We start from the raw sequence: 19,391 nt of genomic DNA, 5'->3' as shown, positions 1-19,391 counted from the left end.
ATATAGATTGGATGGAGGAATTGTGATATGGATTTAACAACAGCAGTTAATTCGCTTGGGAGTGATTATGTTAATAAGGTGTCTGACCTTTTAACTAATAAGACTAATACAGCTTCAGGCACAACAGATGACTCATCATTTGATTCAGTATTTAATGCTGTTTCGGGACTATTGGATAGTACCAATTCATATATTCAGCAGGCACAGCAGGCGGAAGTTGATTATGCACTTGGTAATATGACTAATACACACGAGTTAGGAGTGTATCAGCAGAAAGCTAATATTGCCCTGCAATATACAGTTGCAATAAGAGATAAAGCACTTGAGGCATATAAAGAAATAATGAATATGCAGATATAATTACTTAGGAGTTAATAATGGCAGATAAATTGAAACAGATCCCTCAGAAGTTATTAGACATCTGGAAGAGTTGGTCAGTAAAACAAAGAGTATTAATAATAGGTTCAATCGTTGCTTTTATAGCGGTTGTGAGCATAGTGGCAATTGTGCTTACAAGACCTAAGTATGAGGTACTTGTAACGTGTGAAGATTATACAGAGATGAATTCGGTAACTACACTGCTTACGGACAATAATCACAAATATAAAATTAATAATATGGTAGTAAGTGTTAATTCCAAAGAGCTTACAGCCTGTAAAATGCTTCTTGCAAGCCAGAATATACAGTCAGATGGCTATACATTTGAAGATGCTATGAAGAGAAGCTTTACAACAACAGATTCGGACAGTACCAAGCAGTATGCCCATTATCTTGAGACTAAGCTAGAGGGCGATCTTAAGGATATGGACGGAGTTAAGGATGCTTCCGTTACAATTAATATGCCTGAGAAGACTAATTCATTTTATCAGGCAGCATCAGATGCTACAGTAGCAGTTAAACTCGTTACAACAAAGGATATTAATGAAGATGCAGCTGAGAGTATGGCTTCGCTTCTTGCTATGGCGGTTGGCAATGATTCAACTAAGAGCATTACTATTATAGATAACAAAGGTAATACATTATTTAATGGAGCTGCTGGTAATAATTCAACATCAGGTGTGGGAATGAACAGCAAGTTAAAGTACAAATCACAGATTGAAGCTACAACAAGCAGTTCGCTTCTTAGAAATATTGTTTCAACAGGATTATATGATGATGCTGTTATAACACTTAATTATGAACTTGACTGGAATACAGTTAATACAATTGCAAAAGAATATACAGCACAGGAAGGAAGAGAAGAAGGGTTATACAGTCATTCTTATGAACAGGAGTCTGTAGGTACTAATGGTGCAAGTGGTACACCTGGTACAACAAGTAACAGTGGAACAACATATGATATTACAGATGGTACAACATCAACATCTACATATACTGTTAAGGAATATGATTATCTTCCTAACGAGCTTGTAACAACAACTAATACAGACCCAGGTGCTATAGTGAAAAATGGTTCATCTATAGCTGTAACACTTATTAAGAATGTTACATATGAAGAGACACAGGCTAAGAAGCTTGGTTATCTTGATGGAAAAGACTGGGATACATTTAAGAGTGAGAATTCTGAACCAGTAACACTTAATGTTGATAATTCGTGGGTGGATATTATATCAAAGGGTACAGGTATTGACCCGGCTAATATATCAGTAGTGGCTTACCAGAAGAATTCATTCCAGGATAAGGCTTCAAGCAATATATTAAGCAAGGCATCGTTCTGGGTACAGATTGTACTTGCAGCTGCAATACTTGGAATCCTTGTGCTTGTGATTATTAGAAGTGCAAGACCTCTTACAGTGGAAGAAAAAGAACCAGAGCTTTCTGTTGAGGAAATGCTTGCTTCTACGAGAGAGAACCAGCCATCAGTTGACGATATTGACTTACAGGAGAAGTCAGAGACGAGAAAGGCAATCGAGAAGTTCGTGGACGAGAATCCAGAAGCTGTTGCATTGCTATTGCGTAACTGGCTTAATGAAGATTGGAATTAATGATTTGATTTGGGAGTGAGGATAAATGGCACGACAGAACGCTAACGGCGAAAAAAATATGGATGGAGTTGAAAAGGCTGCGATACTTCTTATAGCACTTGGACCTGAGAAATCAGCACAGATTTTCAAGCATCTTAAAGAAGACGAAATAGAACAGCTTACACTTGAAATTGCTAATACTAGCAGTGTATCTCCACAGACAAAAGAGCAGGTGCTCAATGATTTCTATGAAGTGTGTCTTGCACAGCAGTATATTGCAGAAGGTGGTATCGGATACGCTAAAGAGCTTCTTGAGAAGTCTTTAGGAGAAGAAAAGGCAAAGGCTGTTATAGGAAAACTTACAGCAAGCCTTCAGGTACGTCCATTCGAATTTATCAGAAGAACAGATTCTTCACAGCTGCTCAACTTTATACAGGATGAGCATCCACAGACTATTGCTCTTATATTATCATACCTTCCACCTTCACAGGCATCGGCAGTTATATCATCTTTGCCACCTGAAAAGCAGGCAGATGTTGCAAGGAGAATAGCCCAGATGGATAGAACATCACCAGATGTTATCAAGCAGGTTGAAAAGGTACTTGAGAAGAAGCTTGCTTCTTTAGTAAATCAGGATTACACAATTGTTGGTGGTGTAGATGCCATTGTTGAAATCCTCAATTCTGTTGACAGAGGAACAGAAAGACATATTATGGAAACTCTCGAAGTCGAAGAGCCAGAGCTTGCTGATGAAATCCGTAAGAAAATGTTCGTATTTGAAGATATTCTTTCGCTTGATGACAGAGCAATCCAGAGAGTTCTTAGAGATGTTGATAATGGAGATCTTGCTCTTGCCCTTAAGGGAGCTGCAGAAGAAGTTCAGAATGTTATTCTTAATAATCTTTCAAAGCGTCTTGCTGTTATGATAAAGGAAGATATGGAATATATGGGACCTGTTCGTATGAAGGATGTTGAAGAGGCACAGCAGAAGATTGTTAATATTATAAGAAAGCTTGAAGATTCAGCAGAGATTGTTATTGCAAGAGGCGGAGGTGACGAGATAATTGTCTAATCTGTTAAAAAGAGGCACTACAGTAAGTAGTGATGAGAGAGTTATAGATTATAACGACCTTGTTAAAAGTAAGTTAAAGCATATTATAGAAATTCAGAATAACAAAGATAATGTTGATGCAGACGGTTTTGTTAATGGACTTAAGGCAGATGTTGTAGAACAGCTGCTCACAGGTTCAGAAGACGATATGAATGAAGAAGCGGCAACTGATGCCAGTTATGAAGCACAAGCTGCTTCAATAATAGAGAATGCCAGCAACGAAGCACAGAGTATCAAGGATGAGGCTAATGAAATTCTTGCACAGGCACATATGGAGGCGGACAGGCTTTTACAAGAAGCTAAGAAGCAAGGATACCAACAAGGTGCAGAAGGTGCAAGACAGGAATACGAAGATAAGGCGGCTCAGCTTGCAAGAGATTATGAAGCAAAGGCTGAACAGTTAACAAATGAATATGAACAGCTTAAAGCAGCTATTGAGCCAGAGCTTGTTAATACAATAACTGATGTATTCAGAAAAGTTACAAGAGTTGTATCTGATGATAATCAGGATATAATACTTGGCCTTATCGGTAATGTCCTTAAGAATGCAGAGACAAGCAATGATTTTGTTATTAAGGTTTCACCAGAAGATTATAAGTTCTTAACAAATAATCAGGGCAAGATATATTGTGCGGTATCTAAAGAGATTAATCTTGATATTGTTGCAGATACAACAATGAAGAAGAATGAATGTATAATAGAGACAGATGCAGGTGTATTTGACTGTAGCCTTGATATAGAACTTAACAATCTTATTAAGGATATTAAGTTGTTAAGCTGTATGTAAGTTATAAAGCTATATAAAATGATAATTATATGGCAGGTACTCTGGCATATTGTTATACAGATACAGGGAGGAAGAAGATTTGTCACTACTAAATATAGATAAATATTATTCTTTGACAGAGAAATCTTTCTATAAGAAGCTTGGAAAGGTTACTAAGATTGTAGGTCTTACAATAGAGTCAATAGGACCGGATGCCAAGCTTAATGATTTATGTAAAATTTACTCAGCTGACAGAAGTCAGGTGTTATTTGCAGAGGTGGTAGGATTTAAGGATTCTAGAGTTCTTCTTATGCCATTTGATGTTGTTGATGGAATTGGACCTGGAAGTATTGTTGAGAATACTGAAAAACCATTAGAGGTTAAGGTTGGAGATGATATTTTAGGACATACTTTAGATGGACTTGGCAATCCTACAGACGGTGCAGAGCTTAACCTTGAGAGTGCTTATTCGGTAGAAGCTGCACCACCAGATCCTATGGAAAGAGAGATTATCAGTGAAATTCTTCCACTTGGAGTTAAGGCAGTTGATGGCCTGCTTACAGTAGGTAAAGGACAGAGAATTGGCATATTTGCAGGTAGTGGTGTAGGTAAGAGTACATTGCTAGGTATGTTTGCAAGAAATACAAAGGCAGATATTAATGTTATTGCACTTATAGGCGAGCGAGGCAGGGAAGTAAGAGAATTTGTTGAGAGGGATTTAGGTCCTGAAGGTATGAAACGAAGTGTTCTTGTAGTTGCTACATCAGATAAGCCGGCACTTATAAGAAATAAGGCTGCTAAGACAGCGACAGCTATTGCAGAATATTTCAGGGATCAGGGAAAAGATGTTCTTCTTATGATGGATTCATTGACACGTTTCTCTATGGCACAAAGAGAGATTGGACTTGCATCTGGTGAACCACCTGTTACAAGAGGTTATCCACCGAGTGTATATAGTGAGATGCCTAAGCTGCTTGAGAGAGCAGGTATGTCAGATAAAGGCTCAATTACAGGTCTGTATACAGTTCTTGTTGATGGTGATGATTTTAATGAACCTATTACAGATACGGCAAGAAGTATCCTTGATGGTCATATAATGCTTTCAAGAAAGTTAGGACATAAGAATCATTATCCTGCTATTGATGTGCTTCAAAGTATATCAAGATGTATGAGCCAGATAGTATCCAAGGAACATAAGAAAGCAGCAGGCAGGTTAAAGACAGTGCTTGCTACATATAATGAAGCGGAAGACCTTATTAATATTGGGGCTTATAAGAGCGGCTCGAACAGGAATATTGATTATGCGATATCCAAGATAGATGCTGTTAACAGATTTCTTATGCAGCAGACAGATGAGAAGTTTTCGCTGGATGAAGAATTGAATGCTTTATATGATTTGTTCAGTGATTATGAGGATTTTGAGAATGGAAGCCTGAAGCTTGGCGAACAGCCAAAAGCACCACAGAGAGCACAGGCAAGACGATAAATGTTGAAATCTTAATATATCTAATGTAAATATATACCAATTATCGATAAGTTGTGATAAAATATAACAGGTATGAGGGCTGATATAATATGGCAAAATTCATATATAGTATGCAGAATGTACTTAACATAAAAGAAAGAATGGAGACACAGGCTAAGACAGAATATGCCCAGATGCTTGGAGCACTTCATGATGAGGAAGTGAAGATGCACAATATTATGTCAACACTTAATTCGTATAAGGTACAGGCTTCGCAGCTATCTATAGGAAAGCTTGATATAGCTAAGATCAGAAGATGTAATGAAGCTATTAAGATTACAGAAGATATGGCAAAGAACCAGGCTGTAATGGTTAAGCTGGCGGAAAGAAATGTTGAGGCTTCAATGAAGCGTCTTGCAGATGCAGTTAAGGAAAGAAAGGTTCAGGAAAAGCTGAAAGAAAAGGCTTTTGAGCAGTTCCTACAGGAGCTTAATGCACAGGAGATGAAAGAGATTGATGAAGTTGTAAGCTTTAATTATAATGATAGAGAAGAAGACGAATAAACGGAGAGCAGATTACTATGGCAAAGAAGAAATCCAAGGAAGAATTAGATATTGATGACAGCTTAGATCTGAATGATGAAGAAGAAAGTTCAGGCGGCAATAAGCTTCTTAACGCATTTATTGTAGTGGTTGTAATTGCTATATGGCTTGTCATATTTGGCTTGTTGATAAAGATGAATGTCGGTGGAATAGGAAGTATGCTAAGACCATTCCTTAAGAATGTTCCAGTTATCAACAGAATTCTTCCAGAGGCAACAGATGAAGAGATAGCTGAAGAGACAGGAAGCAAGTATAAGAATCTTGCTGAGGCAATAGACAGAATTAATGAACTCGAAGCAGAACTTGCACAGTATAAGGATGCAGGAACAGCTGATTCATCAACAATTGCTGATTTACAGGCAGAGATTGCCAGATTAAAAGTATTTGAAGATAACGCACAGTATTATCAGGATTTAAAGGATAAGTTCGACAGGGAAGTTGTCTATACAGATAATGCACCAGATATATCCAATTACAAATCGTGGTATGAGTCTATAGATGCAGATAATGCGGCAGAATTATATAAGCAGGTTATAAAAGATCTTGAGTATTCTCAGAAGATTAAGGACTGGGCAGAGGCATATGCTAAGATGGATGCAGCCAGTGCCGCTGCAATTCTTGAAGAGATGACAGGTGATACGAACCTTGTATCACAGATATTACAGTGTATGACATCTAAGCAGAGAGCAGCTGTACTTGCAGAGATGGATCCGGTATATGCAGCTAAGATTACAAAGATTACTCATCCATAATATTTTGGTAATCAGACATAATGTCTTATTACATATAATCATTACAAGAAAGGAGGAATACATATGGTTAGTCCAGCAGTAGTTGGAACAGGTAGCACCAATAAGGTGTCTGGAACTGCACAGACTAAGGCATCAGCTAAGAAATCGGGCGATTTCAAGTCAGTGATGGCAGATTCTCTTGCAAATGGGGCAACTAATGGTAATATTGGCAAGACTAATATCAAAGATAACCTTATTAATGTTCAGAATACTAACACTAATAAGATATCTGCAAAGAATAATACATCAGAAGATAAGAGCAGTGTTACAGGTTCGGCTAAGAATGCTGATACATCTAGTATATCAGATGTTAATTCCAAGGCAGATAATAAAGATGTCACAGATACAGTAAAAGAAGTGTGCGAAGATATTAAAGATGCTATTAAAGAAGAATTCGATGTATCAGATGAAGACATCAAAGTGGCTATGGAGTTACTTGGGCTTACAGCACTGGATCTTCTTTCAACTGCCAAAGTAGCAGAGCTTATTGAACAGCTTACAGGAACAGATGCACTTACACTAATAACTAATGAGGATATGATGCAGAGCTTTAATAACATTATCAATGTTGTGGATGAAGCTAATGCTGATATAGCAGGTATGCTTGGAGTTAAGACAGAAGAAGTTGGAATTGTTCTTGGACAGAACGATATAGCACCTGTAGTTAATTCAGAAGATACAGCTAAGCAGGATAATGTTAAAGAATCAGATGCTAAGAATGCAGATGATAATATTAACCAGACAGTAGATAATCAGGAAAGCTTAAGTGAAGTTCTTGCTAAGAAGATTACAACAGAAAGCGATGGCAAGGCAAAGAATAATATGTCGGAGTCTAACGAAGCCAACAACAAAGTTACATATGCTGATGTTGCGGATAATATGATATCTAATATTACAGATACATTTGCTGACATTATAACAGAAGATATTTCAACGGTTAAAGAAGCCGACATCGTCAATCAGGTTATAGACAGTGTAAAGCTTATGGCATCAAGAGAACTTACAAGTATGGAAGTTATGCTTAATCCAGAACATCTTGGAAGCGTGCACATTACAGTTACAGCCCGCAACGGAATTGTCTCTGCACAGATTGCAGCTCAGAATGAGCAGGTAAAGACAGCACTTGAGAACCAGATGGTTACATTAAGGGAGCAGTTTGAAAGTCAGGGACTTAAAGTTGATGCTGTGGAGATTACAGTTATGGCACATAGCTTTGAAGCAGGCCAGAATTTCGGACAGAGTGAATCTGAAAGAAAGCAGGGCGAAAGCAAGGTGCATAGAAAGCTTGATCTTTCTTCATTTGATGATGAATTAGAAGAAGATTTAGAGAGTACAGCTCCAGCACCTAAGGCAGAGGGAAGCAGTGTTGAATATCTTGCATAGAACAAAGACATGTATTAAATTACTATTTTAATTGAATAAAGAAAGGAGAACACATATGGCAGTAGATTCATCTAATGCAGTATCGCAAAGCCAGATTATCAGTTCTACATCTAAGACAACGAATACTAAGAAGTCTAACACACTTAATATGGAGAACTTCTTGAGCCTTTTAGTAGCAGAAATGCAGAATCAGGATCCGCTTGAACCAACAAGTAATTCAGATTATATGGCTCAGATGGCAACATTCTCACAGGTAGAAGCTACAACAGAGATGAATGAAAAAGTGCTTAGCCAGACAGCATCTAATCTTATTGGTAAAGCTGTTATTGTAAAGACAGATATGAATACATCTGGCTATGCTGGTGGTGTGGTTAATGGCTGGCAGGAGATTGATGGTATAATATATCTTGGTATTAACGGCGGTCTTTATGATATTAATGATGTTGATCAGGTGATTGACAAAGATTACTATGAAAAATGGAATGCATCTAATGGTTCTAATAGTTCATCTGGAAGTACAGACAGCACAACAGGCAGTACTGATTCAACAGATGATAAAAAGGACAGCACAGATTCTACTGATAAGTCAGAAGCAGCTGGGTCAGAAGAATAGAATTCGTACAGGAAAGGGATTGAATGTACATAATGCTTTAATTTAATTGATGTAAGATGGGAGATGTCTATGAATAATATACTCAATGGCAGCGTTACTTCAATTGAAAGAATGGCAGAGGTTATCAGTAAGAGAAAGAAACAGGATGTTAATGCCACATATGATGGCCCTTCATTTACTGAAATATTAAGTCGTCAGCAGTCAATTGATGAGCTTGTCGCAGACAGAACTTCAGGTGTAGCATATGGGCTTAAATTCACTAAACATGCAGATGCAAGACTTGAACAGAGAGATATAAGACTAACTGACGAACAGATGATAAGGCTTGAAGAGGGAACGAAGAAGGCATATAGCAAAGGAATCAAAGAGTCTTTGGTTCTTGTTGATAATCTTGCGTTCATAGTCAATACTGATAAGAAGACAGTAATAACAGCTATTGACCAGAATTCAAGTGATGACAACATTTATACCAATATTGATGGCGCAGTAGTTATGTAACAGGACCGGTAAGGATGTTATTCATCTCTGACTGACAGATGAGATGATACGCCTCAATGTTTAATAAGAATATTAAATAACGCGGTTACGCAGTATGGAGGAATAATATTATGATGAGAGCATTGTTCTCTGGTGTGTCAGGCTTAAAATCACATCAGACAAGAATGGATGTTATAGGTAATAACATTGCAAATGTTAATACAGTAGCTTACAAATCACAGTCGATGACATTTAGTGAAGTGTTTTACCAGACAACACAGACAGCTACAGGACCTAATGCCGATACAGGTAAAGGTGGTACTAATGCTATGCAGATTGGTCTTGGCTCTTCAGTGGGTTCTATATCAACAGCAATGACAACAGAAGGTGCAACAGAGAGAACAGATAATGCAACTGATCTCGCTATTACAGGCTGTAACGCATTCTTTATTGTAAGCAGCGGTGGTAATACATATTTTACAAGAGCTGGTAACTTTACAAAGGATGAGTCAGGTGCATTGGTTACACAGTCTGGTGCAAGCGTACTTGGATGGCAGGTTGACAGCGAGACTGGTGAGATATTAAAGGATAAGGTATCACCTCTTTATCTTGAAAGTGATGCTGTTAAATATACATTACCAGAAAGAACAACAGGACTTACACTTGCTGGTAATATTAATTCAACAGAGTCTGATGATGTAACAACAACGCTTAACTTCTATGACAGCCTTGGTAGTTTATATCAGGCAACAGTAGTTCTTCATAAGGAAGGACAGACAGGTAATGATGTTACATACTCAATAACAGCATCTTCAATAACAAAGGATGGCGAAAAGACAGACCTTACACTTACAACAAGTAACACACTTGTGTTTAATTCAGTTACAGGTCTTTCTAATGAAGCTAATGCTAATATTGAATTTACAGTTGAGAGTCCAACAGCTAATGATCCACAGCTTGATAATATTGGTGCTGAAGGAACTCATATATTAACTGTTGATATGTCAGGAATTAAGATGATAGCAGATAAGTCATCAATCAAACAGACATATGGTATCAAGGATGCAACAACTGGCAATTATATTGGTGGTGGTAAGGCTGTTGGTACAATGACATCTTACGGTATTGATACAATGGGTAGAATTAATGCAAGCTATAGCAATGGTGATGTTAAGACTATTGGACAGATAGCTGTAACAGAATTCACTAACCCTGGTGGTCTTGAGAAGGTTGGAGAGAACTTATACGCTGCAACACTTAACTCAGGTGAGTTCGATGGAATAGGAAAAGATATATCAGCTACAAAGGGTAAGATCCAGTCGGGAGTATTAGAGATGTCTAATGTGGATCTTGCACAGGAATTCACTACAATGATAACAACTCAGAGAGGCTATCAGGCTAACTCAAGGATTATTACAGTATCAGATACTTTGCTTGAGGAGCTTATTAATCTTAAGAGATAATTAAGGTTATCATAACAAAGCGATTCATATTTATGGAACGCTACAGAAGAGTATTCTGCCGCGTTCCATTATTTTATTGAAAGGATAGAATGTTTCAGAATTTTATTCTATAAGTTATGCAGACAAAAGATATAAAGAAATATTTCGTTATTATTTGTCAGATTAATTAAGAAAATATGTAGAAAAATGTCAGTATTATATTGCAATAATTTGTCATTGGTGTTTTACTATATATAGTTTAATTATGGGGGTGTTGTATATATATAATATAAGTGTGCCCCAATATGAAAGAATGGATGGTGTCTTTGATGGATTTAGCTTCAATTATAGGTATTGTCTTAGGTGCGGTAATGGTTGTATTCGGTATTCTGTGGGGCAATGGTGTATCAGCTTTGCAGAATTTCGTCGATGTTCCTTCAATTATTATTACACTTGGAGGTTCTTTAGCAGGTCTTATTGCGTCGAATACTCTTAAAGATTTCCTTAATAATTTTAAAGGTGTGGGTCTTGCGTTTAAAGATCCGAAGTATGACAATGGTTCAACAATAGCCAAGATTATAGAATTGTCAAATGTAGCAAGAAAGGAAGGTCTTCTTGCACTTGAAGAGGTGGCACAGAATCTTGATGATGAATTTATGAAGAAAGGTATTCTGCTTATTGTTGATGGTACAGAACCAGAGCTTGTAAGAGGAATACTTGAAACAGAACTTATGAATATGGATGAACGACACAGAAGTGTGGCTGGGTTCTTTGAGACATGGGCAGCACTTGGTCCTGCCTGGGGTATGATTGGTACTCTTATAGGTCTTGTTAATATGTTAAAGGATTTGCAGGATTCATCAGCAATTGGACCATCGATGGCAACAGCCCTTCTTACAACACTTTATGGTTCGTTGATAGCTAACTGGTTCTGTACACCAATTGCTAATAAATTAAAAGAGCAGAATTCTATAGAATATCAGCTCAAAGAAATAGTTATTGAGGGTCTGCTTTCTATTCAGGCAGGTGAGAACCCACGAGTAATTGAAGAAAAGCTTAAGTCATTCCTTGCACCAGCATCAAGAAATGCATTGTCTACCGAAGAAGGAGGAGGTGAAGCTTAATGGCTAAGAGGAAACCTCAGGACCAGCCAGCCGGATCTCCAGCGTGGATGTCGACTTTCAGTGATTTGATGAATTTGTTATTATGTTTCTTCGTTTTACTGTTTTCGATGTCATCAGTAGATGCAGAAAAGTTTGAAAAGGTTGCGGCTTCCCTGTCAGCGAGCTTTAGTATATTTCCATCAGGAGGTTCAGCATTATCTGATGAGGGTATTCTTGTGGGAAGTGGAGCAACACAGCTTAATGATCTTAGTTCATATTATAATAATATGGGTCTTAATACAGACGGTGAATTTACCGAAGAGGTAAAGACAGCTAAGGAACAGATGGATAAAGAAGGACTTAAAGAGTCTGAAAGTATGGCAGATGAAATAGAATCGGCTCTTAAAGCTGCTAATGTTGATAATCAGGTTGAGATAACAGCTACTAATAAATATGTAATGCTTAATATGAATGGTGGTATATTGTTTAATTCAGGTGAAGCTGATCTGACACCTGAAGCGGTGAGTCTGTTAGATTCAGTGGCTGGAGCAATATACCAGTATAATGACAATTATATAACAATAGAGGGACATACAGATAGTAATCCGATTAATACTGCCAAGTTCCCAGATAATATGATGCTTTCTGTGCATAGAGCACATAGCGTATATAATTATCTTGTTAATAATAAAGGCTTTGATGCCAAGACTATGACATCTTCAGGTCGTGGAGAGAATGTTCCGATAGCTGATAATACAACGGCAGAGGGACGTGCCCAGAACCGTAGGGTTGAGATAAAGATATATAATAATCTTAACAGTGATATACAGTAGATTTTCATTAAAGTATTTTGCTATAGACATAATCAGCATATATTAGATACATATCAGGAGGAAAGTTTATGAAGAAAAGTATGTTAAATGTTATAACACTTGCACTAGTTCTTGTGAATCTTGTGCTTACTGTTATACTTACATTTTCACTTGTATCAACTAACAACAAGACTAATAAGCTTGTGACTAAGGTTTCGGAGATTATTGACCTGGATGTTGCAGGTGTTGATAACAGCAGTAAGTCAACATCAGCTGGCACAAGCATAGAAGATGTAGCTTATGTAGATGTAAGCAATAATGGTTCTAATGATATTATGATATCTTACACAGATGGTGGTAAGACACATTATGCAATTGTTAATGTAACTCTTGGACTTAACACTAAGGCTAAGGATTATGCATCTAAGAGCACAACTATTAACAATGGTATGAAAGTAATTGTAAACGCAGTCCAGACAGAGGCTATGAAATATACATATAGTACAATAGCAGCAAGCAAGACAACAGTGGAATCTAATCTTTTAGCAACACTTCAAGATACATTCCAGACTGAGTGTATAACATCTGTTATTGTATCAGTAGTAGTCCAGTAATATAGGGGAATGTGTTTAATGTTAAAGATTAATTATGAATACAAGGAGGTGAGGAAGACATGGGAGAGGTCTTATCGCAAAGCGAGATAGATGATCTTCTAAAGGCGTTAAGCAGTGGTGAACTTGATGTTGATGAGATGAAGAATGGCGAAGAGAAACAGGTGAAGAACTATGACTTTGCAAGACCATCTAAGTTCTCAAAGGAACATTTAAGAACATTGGAGATTATATTCGAGCATTTTGGAAGACTTCTGGCAACCAATCTTCCAGCCTATTTAAGAAAAGCAGTCAGTGTTGACGTAGTCAATTCGGAAGTAGTAATCTATTCAGAATTCTCAAATGCCTTGTCAAATCCAGTTCTGCTTGGAGTAGTAAGTATGGCTCCGCTATCAGGTAATATGGTTATGGAGATTGCTTCTAATCTGGGATTTGCATTTGTAGACAGATTGTTAGGTGGAGCAGGAGCAGCTCTTGATAAAGAAAGAGAATTCTCGGAGATTGAGCTTTCGATAATAGAAAGAATATTCTCAATATGCGTTAATCTTTTAAGAGAGCCTTGGGAAAATGTTATTAAAGTAACTCCGCGATTGGAAAGAATAGAGACAAATTCTCAGTTTGCACAGATAATATCACCAACTGAAACAATAGCAATTATAACTATTAATCTCAAGATAGGTGATGTTGAAGGTCTTGTTAATGTATGTCTTCCATTTACATTATTAGAGCCAGTTATGGACAAGCTTAATACGAAGTTCTGGTTTGCTAATATGCAGGAAAAAGATCCTAAGCTTTATGGAGATGTTATTGAATCGACAATCAGCAGGACTAAAGTACCTGTTAAGACATTGCTTGGTGAATCCAAGATTAATGTATCTGATTTCATTAACCTTCAGGTGGGGGACATTATTAAAATTGATAAAAAAGTTGATCAGGAACTCGATGTTTATGTTGGCAACATCAAGAAGTTTAAAGCATTACCTGGTTACTTTGAAGATAAATACGCAGTTAGAATAACGGACGTAATTAGAGAGGAGAGTGAGTAAAAGATGGATGGTATGTTATCACAGGATGAAATCAATGCATTATTGAATGGAATGTCTGCTGATGATAGTGCTGACAATGAAACATCGGAGACACCACAGGAAAGTAATGAGTCTGCAAGTGATAATACTCCGAACACCGATAAACCAGAGGCCCTTTCTGATACTGAGAAAGATGCAGTTGGCGAGATATCTAATATAAGTATGGGTACAGCAGCGACAACACTTAGTTCACTGCTTAACCAGAAGGTTAATATAACGACTCCTAGGGTTGAGGTAGCAGATTGGGATAAGCTTTCTAGAAAGTATGACAGACCTTGTGTAATGCTTCAGATTAGATATAAGGAAGGTATAGATGGCAATAATGTACTTATTCTTAAGGAGAGAGATGTTAAGATAATTACTGACCTTATGATGGGAGGCACAGGAAATGTAGATGATGGAGAAGAACTTACAGATCTGCATCTTAGTGCAATAGGTGAGGCTATGAACCAGATGATGGGTTCAGCAGCTACCTCTCTTTCATCAATGTTTAACAGGAAGATAGATATAAGTCCTCCAATTGCTAATATTGTTGAAACATATAATGAGATGGATGAAACACTTCCACAGTTTTTAAATGACAATTTTGTAATTGTTGCATTTAAGATGCAGATAGGGGATTTAATTGATAGTGAGATTATGCAGTTATATCCTATTGATTTTGCTAAGGAACTTTTAACAATGTTCTCAATTGATTAGGAAGCACAGTCAGATAACAGTTCAGCAAGCACAGAACCAACACCAGCTGAACAGACGGCAGCACCGCAGCCACAGGCAGCACCGCAGCCACAGGCAGCTACAGCACCACAGGCAGCTACAGCACCACAGCAGCCAATGCCAGATATGTCACAGCAGGGTATGATGCAGCAGGGTATGATGCAGCAGGGAATGCCAATGCAGGGTATGCCTTACGGATATGGAATGCCAATGCAAGGTATGCCTTATGGATACGGAATGCCAATGCAGCAGGCACCTGTGAAGGATGTTAATGTTTCACCGGCATCATTTCAGCCATTTCAGGCTGATGTTAATCCACTTGTTCAGCAGGAGAACATCGATTTGATTATGGATGTGCCTCTTGAAGTAACAGTTGAACTTGGAAGAGTATCAAAGTCAATTAAAGACATTCTTGATTTCGCACCGGGAACAATCGTTGAACTTAACAAGATTGCAGGAGAAGCAGTTGATGTATTAGTTAATGGCAAATATGTTGCCAAAGGTGAAGTTGTTGTAATCGAAGAGAACTTCGGTGTAAGAATTACAGAAATTATCAAGTAATAATTTATTGTTTTTTAATAAAAAGATATATCAAAATTGGACTTGATGATGTATAATACTTACGGATTTTTATTTAGTGAATAATTTATATTTTAGTTAAGATAGGAGATTCATATGGCTAAGAATATTTTAATTTGTGATGATGCAGCATTTATGAGAATGATGATTAAGGATATACTCACAAAGAATGGTTACAATATCGCAGGAGAGGCTGAGAATGGTGCTAAGGCTGTTGAGAAATATGCAGAATTAAAGCCAGACCTCGTACTTATGGATATTACAATGCCTGAGATGGACGGAATTGAAGCACTTAAGAAGATTAAAGAAACAGATCCTAACGCAGCTGTAATTATGTGTTCAGCTATGGGTCAGCAGGCAATGGTAATTGAATCAATTCAGTCAGGAGCTAAGGATTTTATCGTAAAGCCATTCCAGGCAGATAGAGTATTAGAGGCTGTTCAGAAAGTTGTTGGATAATGACAGTTGCACTTATGAGCAGCAGGCTTGAAGCATTTGCACAGCTTTTTACTCTTCTTATTGTATTTATATTTGTATTGGCAGCTACATATTTTGCAACCCGTTTTGTTGGTAATTACCAGAAGAATAAGCTTTCCGGAAGTAATATACAGATATTAGAGACTATGCGTATATCTAATACAAAGTATATTCAGGTTATTAAGGTTGGCGGGAAGTGTTTTGCAATAGCTGTTACTAAAGATAATGTGAGTTTTCTTTGTGAATTGAATGAAGATGAGCTTATATATAATTCTTCTAGTGATACAGGTACAATTAATAAGGAGAGTTTTAAGGCTGTTTTGGAGAAATTTAAAAAGGACAAGCCAGAAGGTTAGGCGGGTTTATTGTATGTTACATTGGTTGAGAAAGCATAAAAAGTCATGCATAAGAGGATTTGCAGCAGTCAGTGCAGTATTTGGTGTGATGTGTGGCGTTACAGCTAAGGTTCTTGCTGCGGAAGGTGATGACAATCTTATAAGCATAGGCATATCGTCAGGTGATGGCAGTGATATGGCAAGCGTTTTACAGATGTTGATTGTATTGACAGTAATATCGTTAGCACCATCAATACTTATTATGCTTACTTCGTTTACCAGAATTGTTATAGTGTTGCATTTTACAAGAGCAGCTATAGGTACACAGACTGTTCCACCTAATCAGATAATTATAGGATTATCATTGTTTTTGACGGTGTTTGTTATGGCACCAACATTTACAGAGATATATGATAATGCCATAACGCCGCTATCTAATAATGAGATGACGGCAGAGGAGGCATTTGATGAAGGTATTAAGCCGCTAAGAACATTTATGTTAAAGCAGACTTCTACCAAGGATCTGGATACATTCCTTAAAATTGCAGGATATGAAGAAGGTTCAGTCAAATCAGAAGATGATATAACATTAAGGGTTTTAATTCCATCATTTATAATAAGTGAATTGAGAATTGCATTTATTATTGGTTTCCTTATATATCTTCCATTTATTGTTATTGATATGGTAGTATCTTCAACGCTTATGTCAATGGGTATGATGATGCTCCCACCAACAACAATATCTACACCGTTTAAGATACTTCTGTTTGTTATGGCAGATGGATGGAACTTGATTATTGGTAATTTAATGATGACATTCAAATAATAAAGGTGGGACTGATATATGGATACTGGTACAGTTATTAATATTGCAAGGCAGACAGTATGGATTATAGTAAAAACAGCTGTTCCTGTACTTCTTGTTTCAATGATTGTTGGTTTGGTTATAAGTCTTTTTCAGACACTTACATCTATTCAGGAGCAGACTTTGACATTTGTGCCGAAGCTTATTGCAATTCTTTTAACATTAATGCTTTTGGGGGCATGGATGTTAAATCAGATTACAGGATTTATGGGGAATTTGTGGAATTTCTCACAGTATATTTAATTAAAGGATTAAGATATAATGATTAATTATGAGGTTGCGCTTGGACAATTTGAGCTATTTGTTTTAATATTAATTCGATTAGCTTCATTTGTTTATGCCGCACCTTTTTTTAATACTGCCAATGTTCCACGAAAGTTTAAAGTTGGTTTTGCAATTGCACTTAGTGTGATTGTTTATGCTATTCATCCAGATATGTCGGTAGAATATGATAATATGATTGATTATTGTATAATTGCACTGCAAGAAGTAATAGTAGGAGTAATACTTGGTGCGGCGAGTTTTTTTTGTGTTCAGATTATACAGTTCTCAGGTAAGATAATTGATATGGATATAGGTATATCTATGGCACAGTTATATGATCCTACAACAAGAATGCAGGTGGGTATTATGGGCAACTTCTATTACTATATGTTAATGCTTTTGCTTATAATATCAGGTATGCACAGATTTCTTATAGAAGCTATCGTTGAGACATATAATGTTATACCTATAGGTGGAGTCAAATTCAGCGGTGCGATATATTCGACTGTTATACAGTTTATGACAGATTATTTTGTTATAGGTTTCAGAATAGCACTGCCGGTGTTTGCCACAACACTTCTTCTTAACTGTATTCTTGCCATACTTGCAAGGATAGCACCACAGATGAATATGTTCGTTGTTGGTATGCAGCTTAAGATATTTGTTGGAATATTTGTAATTCTTTTTACAATAGGTATGCTTCCAGCTGTTTCTAATTTCATACTGGAAGAAATTCAAAGCATATTTACAGCATTGGTAAGGGGTATGAGCTGATATGGAGAATGAACTTATATTAAGGCTGAACCTTCAGTTTTTTGCTAAAGATGGTCCCGGAGGGGAAAAGACAGAGCCGGCTACAAGTAAGAAGCTTAATGATGTAAGAAAAGAAGGACAGGTAGCTAAAAGTAAAGAGATAATAACAGCCATTTCTTTGATGTCATTATTTATTATCCTAAAGATTTATGTGGGAAGACTTGGCACTGGATTTATAGATGTATTTAAGAATATATATGGGGCAATAGCAGTAATAGGCAATGACAGCGGTGACGGCTTATCCACCGGCTGGGCAGTAGCAACATTAAGACAGCTTGCAACGGAGGTTATTACGCTTGCAATTCCAATACTTCTTGTAGCTGTGATAATAGCGATACTTGGTAATGTGTTACAGCAGAAGTGGATGATAACAGCAAAGCCTATGCAGCCCAAATTAAGCAAGATTAGTCCGTTGAGTGGCTTTAAGAGAATGTTCTCTGTAAGACAGTTATTAGAGCTGCTAAAATCAATAGTGATGATTACAATTATAATTGCTGTTGTATATTCAACGATAAAAGATAAAATGAATGTTCTTCTTACATTCTATGATATTAGTCTTAATACAGCACTTTCAACAGTAGGAGATATAATTATAGGTCTTGGCATTAAGATAAGTGCGATATTTCTGATAGTCGGATTTGCTGACCTTGTGTATCAGAGACACAAGTTTAAGAATGATAATATGATGACTAAGCAGGAAGTTAAAGATGAATATAAGAATTCCGAGGGTGATCCTCAGGTTAAGGGACAGATCAGAAAGCGTATGCAGGAAGTATCAAGAAGAAGAATGATGCAGCAGCTTCCAGAGGCGGATGTAGTTATTACTAACCCAACACATTTTGCAGTCGCCCTTAAATACGAACCTAATGAGGGCAGGGCACCAGTAGTAATTGCCAAGGGTGCTGATTATCTTGCATTTCAGATAAAGGATAAAGCTAAGGAATATAATATTGCTATTGTGGAGAATAAACCACTAGCGAGAATTCTATATCATAATATAGATGTTGGTATGGAGATACCACCAGAATTATATCAGGCAGTTGCAGAAATTCTTGCCGCAGTTATGAAAACAAATAATAGATTATAATATAAATATGTGTTATTATTAATATTACA

The 19,391-nt window shown here is 37.0% G+C and carries 23 protein-coding genes; all 23 read left to right on the top strand.

What is annotated here, in order from left to right; translation table 11 throughout:
* Positions 1-27 precede the first annotated feature (27 nt).
* The 23 genes from C7390_RS02290 to flhB all read left to right on the top strand — a co-directional run bounded on the left by C7390_RS02290 (position 28) and on the right by flhB (position 19,362).
* On the top strand, positions 28-360 hold the full coding sequence (locus C7390_RS02290; RefSeq protein WP_022502714.1) for a flagellar hook-basal body complex protein FliE: 333 nt from the start codon (positions 28-30) through the stop codon (positions 358-360).
* 17 nt (positions 361-377) lie between these two features.
* Positions 378-1,985 (top strand): flagellar basal-body MS-ring/collar protein FliF, encoded by a 1,608-nt coding sequence (gene fliF / locus C7390_RS02285; protein WP_022502713.1) that lies wholly within the window; start codon positions 378-380, stop codon positions 1,983-1,985.
* A 25-nt stretch (positions 1,986-2,010) separates the two neighbouring features.
* Entirely contained in the window at positions 2,011-3,036 is a 1,026-nt protein-coding gene (fliG, locus tag C7390_RS02280) for a flagellar motor switch protein FliG (protein WP_055174387.1), read from the top strand.
* Complete coding sequence (locus tag C7390_RS02275; RefSeq protein WP_055307031.1) at positions 3,029-3,862, top strand: FliH/SctL family protein; 834 nt, start codon at positions 3,029-3,031, stop codon at positions 3,860-3,862. The genes fliG and C7390_RS02275 overlap by 8 nt, the downstream gene beginning before the upstream one ends.
* 79 nt (positions 3,863-3,941) lie before the next feature.
* Positions 3,942-5,327: a flagellar protein export ATPase FliI gene (gene fliI, locus C7390_RS02270; RefSeq protein ID WP_022502710.1), complete on the top strand. Its 1,386-nt coding sequence runs from the start codon at positions 3,942-3,944 to the stop codon at positions 5,325-5,327.
* A gap of 89 nt (positions 5,328-5,416) precedes the next feature.
* Positions 5,417-5,869: a flagellar export protein FliJ gene (gene fliJ / locus C7390_RS02265; RefSeq protein ID WP_022502709.1), complete on the top strand. Its 453-nt coding sequence runs from the start codon at positions 5,417-5,419 to the stop codon at positions 5,867-5,869.
* A 17-nt stretch (positions 5,870-5,886) separates the two neighbouring features.
* Positions 5,887-6,660, top strand: a complete 774-nt coding sequence (locus tag C7390_RS02260) for a MotE family protein (protein ID WP_055174390.1) — start codon at positions 5,887-5,889, stop codon at positions 6,658-6,660.
* 63 nt (positions 6,661-6,723) lie between these two features.
* On the top strand, positions 6,724-8,082 hold the full coding sequence (locus C7390_RS02255) for a flagellar hook-length control protein FliK (protein ID WP_055174392.1): 1,359 nt from the start codon (positions 6,724-6,726) through the stop codon (positions 8,080-8,082).
* 55 nt (positions 8,083-8,137) lie between these two features.
* Positions 8,138-8,695, top strand: a complete 558-nt coding sequence (locus C7390_RS02250; RefSeq protein WP_055174395.1) for a flagellar hook assembly protein FlgD — start codon at positions 8,138-8,140, stop codon at positions 8,693-8,695.
* Positions 8,696-8,764: 69 nt separating this feature from the next.
* Complete coding sequence (locus C7390_RS02245; protein WP_055174398.1) at positions 8,765-9,193, top strand: TIGR02530 family flagellar biosynthesis protein; 429 nt, start codon at positions 8,765-8,767, stop codon at positions 9,191-9,193.
* Positions 9,194-9,303: 110 nt separating this feature from the next.
* Complete coding sequence (locus tag C7390_RS02240) at positions 9,304-10,635, top strand: flagellar hook protein FlgE (protein ID WP_022502704.1); 1,332 nt, start codon at positions 9,304-9,306, stop codon at positions 10,633-10,635.
* Positions 10,636-10,919: 284 nt separating this feature from the next.
* Positions 10,920-11,738 (top strand): MotA/TolQ/ExbB proton channel family protein, encoded by an 819-nt coding sequence (locus C7390_RS02235; RefSeq protein WP_318255764.1) that lies wholly within the window; start codon positions 10,920-10,922, stop codon positions 11,736-11,738.
* Positions 11,738-12,550, top strand: coding sequence for an OmpA/MotB family protein (locus C7390_RS02230; protein WP_055174402.1), 813 nt, complete (start codon positions 11,738-11,740; stop codon positions 12,548-12,550). The genes C7390_RS02235 and C7390_RS02230 overlap by 1 nt, the downstream gene beginning before the upstream one ends.
* Positions 12,551-12,618: 68 nt before the next feature.
* A complete protein-coding gene (locus C7390_RS02225) occupies positions 12,619-13,143 on the top strand; it encodes a hypothetical protein (protein ID WP_022502701.1) in 525 nt (174 codons plus the stop codon).
* Positions 13,144-13,202: 59 nt separating this feature from the next.
* Complete coding sequence (gene fliM / locus C7390_RS02220; protein ID WP_022502700.1) at positions 13,203-14,186, top strand: flagellar motor switch protein FliM; 984 nt, start codon at positions 13,203-13,205, stop codon at positions 14,184-14,186.
* A 3-nt stretch (positions 14,187-14,189) separates the two neighbouring features.
* Positions 14,190-14,924: a flagellar motor switch phosphatase FliY gene (gene fliY, locus C7390_RS13550; protein ID WP_318295512.1), complete on the top strand. Its 735-nt coding sequence runs from the start codon at positions 14,190-14,192 to the stop codon at positions 14,922-14,924.
* A 135-nt stretch (positions 14,925-15,059) separates the two neighbouring features.
* On the top strand, positions 15,060-15,503 hold the full coding sequence (gene fliN, locus C7390_RS13545) for a flagellar motor switch protein FliN (RefSeq protein ID WP_318295510.1): 444 nt from the start codon (positions 15,060-15,062) through the stop codon (positions 15,501-15,503).
* A gap of 114 nt (positions 15,504-15,617) precedes the next feature.
* On the top strand, positions 15,618-15,980 hold the full coding sequence (locus C7390_RS02210; protein WP_022502697.1) for a response regulator: 363 nt from the start codon (positions 15,618-15,620) through the stop codon (positions 15,978-15,980).
* A complete protein-coding gene (locus C7390_RS02205; RefSeq protein WP_022502696.1) occupies positions 15,980-16,354 on the top strand; it encodes a flagellar biosynthetic protein FliO in 375 nt (124 codons plus the stop codon). Before C7390_RS02210 ends, C7390_RS02205 begins: the two co-directional genes overlap by 1 nt.
* A 13-nt stretch (positions 16,355-16,367) precedes the next feature.
* On the top strand, positions 16,368-17,159 hold the full coding sequence (gene fliP / locus C7390_RS02200) for a flagellar type III secretion system pore protein FliP (RefSeq protein ID WP_116443522.1): 792 nt from the start codon (positions 16,368-16,370) through the stop codon (positions 17,157-17,159).
* Positions 17,160-17,177: 18 nt separating this feature from the next.
* Positions 17,178-17,441: a flagellar biosynthesis protein FliQ gene (fliQ, locus tag C7390_RS02195; RefSeq protein WP_022502694.1), complete on the top strand. Its 264-nt coding sequence runs from the start codon at positions 17,178-17,180 to the stop codon at positions 17,439-17,441.
* Between the two features lie 18 nt (positions 17,442-17,459).
* A complete protein-coding gene (fliR, locus tag C7390_RS02190) occupies positions 17,460-18,236 on the top strand; it encodes a flagellar biosynthetic protein FliR (RefSeq protein ID WP_055174406.1) in 777 nt (258 codons plus the stop codon).
* Between the two features lies 1 nt (position 18,237).
* The gene (gene flhB / locus C7390_RS02185; RefSeq protein ID WP_116443521.1) at positions 18,238-19,362 is read left to right on the top strand and encodes a flagellar biosynthesis protein FlhB; all 1,125 of its coding nucleotides are present in this window, start codon (positions 18,238-18,240) and stop codon (positions 19,360-19,362) included.
* Positions 19,363-19,391 lie beyond the last annotated feature (29 nt).

Origin of the sequence: Bacteroides galacturonicus, from assembly GCF_003096855.1 — a bacterium.
GTDB lineage: Bacteria > Bacillota > Clostridia > Lachnospirales > Lachnospiraceae > Lachnospira > Lachnospira rogosae.
Note: the sequence above shows the minus strand (reverse complement) of the source record. Positions and strands in the feature narration are given on the sequence as shown.